The following is a 2,200-nucleotide window of genomic DNA, read 5'->3' as shown; positions in this document are numbered from 1 at the left end:
CGCATCAGGACGTGCCCTTCGAGCGCCTGGTCGAGGAGCTGAACCCGTCCCGGTCGCTGTCCCGCACACCCCTCTTCCAAGTGATGCTGGCCCTGGACAACGTGCCGGAGCCGGAGTGGCGGCTGCGGGGCATGGAGGTGCGGCCGGTGCCGATGCTCGCGCCCGCCGCCCGGTTCGACCTGGCGGTGACGCTGACCGAGCGGCGTGACCAGAGCGGCGCCCCCGCAGGGCTGGACGGCCAAATCCTGTACGCGACGGACCTGTTCGACGACGACACGGTCCAGGCGCTGGCGCGGCGCCTGGTACGCGTCCTTGAACAGGTCGCCGCCGACCCGGGCATCCGGCTCAGTGATGTGGACGTCCTGACGGCGGCCGAACGCTCGCGCGTTGTGGAGCGCTGGAACGACACGGCGACGGCCGACCGGGAAGCGCTGTTGCCCGAGCTGATCGAGGAGCGGGCGGGCCGTACGCCGGAAGCGCCGGCGGTGCGCTGCGGCCACGAAATGCTGACCTACGGCGAGTTGGAGGAGCGCGCGAACCGGCTCGCCCGCCATCTGGTCGCCCTCGGTGTCGGCCGTGAGCGCCGGGTGGCCCTGTGCCTGCCGCGTGGGACCGGCATGGTCGTGGGCGAGCTCGCCGTGTGGAAGGCGGGCGGGGCGTTCGTGCCGCTGGACCCGGAGTACCCCGCCGACCGGCTCGCGTTCATGGTCGCCGACAGCCGCGCCGACGTGGTCCTCGCCACCACGGCGACAAGGCCAGAGATGCCCTCGGGGGCGGCGGACGAGGCCGGGGCCGCTCGGCTGGTGCTGCTCGACGCGCCGGAGACCGTGGCCGCGCTGGCCACGCAGTCCACGGCACCGCTGGGCGTGGCCACCCGGCCGGACCAACTCGCCTACGTCATCTACACCTCAGGGTCGACGGGCAACCCGAAGGGCGTCGCGGTGGCCCACCGCGGGGTGGCGAACCTGGCCGAGGTGATGCGTCCCGCCCTGGGCGTGGCCGAAGGGACAGTGGTCCTGCAGTTCGCGTCGTTCAGCTTCGACGCGGCGGTGCTGGACGTGGCGGTCACGCTGGCCGGCGGCGGAACGCTGGCCATCGCCTCGGCCGACGAGCGCGCCGAACCCCGAGCACTGGCACGCATGATCGGCGACACCGGCGTGAGCACGGCCAGCGTGGTGCCCTCACTCCTCGGCGTGCTGGACCCGGCGACCGTACCCGACGTGCGGAACTGGGTCCTCGGCGCGGAGTTGCTCACCGCGGACCTGGCGAGCCGCTGGACGTCCCAGGCCCGGGTGTGGAACACGTACGGCCCGACCGAGGCGACCGTGATGGCCACCGTCGGACCGGTGGACGCCGGGATCACGCCGAGCGACGGGCCCCCGCCCATCGGCCGCCCGCTGGGAAATGTCAAGACCTACGTCCTGGACGAGTTCCTGCGCCCGGTGCCACCGGGAGTGGCGGGCGAGGCGTACGTCGCGGGGCCGGGCGTGGCGCGCGGCTATGTCGGGCGGCCGGGGCCGACGGCGGAGCGGTTCGTGGCCTGCCCGTTCGGTGACGGCGGACGGATGTACCGGACGGGTGACCTGGCCCGGTGGACCAGCGACGGTGAGCTGGGGTTCGCGGGGCGTGCGGACGAACAGGTGAAGATCCGCGGGTTCCGGGTGGAGCCGGGCGAGGTCGAGGCCGTGGTCGCCGGGCACGAGTCGGTGGGCCAGGTGGCGGTGATCGCGCGGGAGGACCGGCCCGGCGACAAGCGCTTGGTCGCCTATGTCGTACCTGCCATGTCCGATACGCCGGCTGAGGGCTTCGACGTGGCCGCGCTGCGGGAGTTCGCCGGTGCTCGGCTGCCGGAGTTCATGGTCCCGTCGGCCGTCGTGGTCCTGGACGTGCTGCCGCTGACGGTGAACGGAAAGCTGGACCGTGCCGCGCTGCCCGCACCCGACTTCACCGCCCGGACGTCCGGGCGCGAGCCGCGTACGCAGACCGAGGAGATCCTCTGCGGCCTCTTCGCCGAGGTGCTCGGTCTTGAGTGGGTCGGGGCCGAGGACGGCTTCTTCGATCTGGGCGGTGACTCGCTGCTGGCGATGCGGCTGATCTCCCGGGTCCGTGCGGTGCTTGATGTGGAGGTGGGGATCGGGGAGTTGTTCGGTGCGCCGACGGTGGCGGGTTTGGCGCGGTTGGTGCGTGAGGGTGAGGGGGG

The 2,200-nt window shown here is 73.0% G+C and carries 1 protein-coding gene; it reads left to right on the top strand.

Annotation, left to right across the window (positions count from 1 at the left end; genetic code table 11):
* On the top strand, window positions 1-2,200 hold a 2,200-nt coding region (locus tag ACWDVB_RS40235; protein ID WP_451520019.1), incomplete at both ends, for a non-ribosomal peptide synthetase.

It is taken from the genome of Streptomyces sp. NPDC003379, assembly GCF_053589195.1.
The sequence above is the reverse complement of the archived record's forward strand: the minus strand, read 5'-3'. Positions and strand labels throughout refer to the sequence as shown.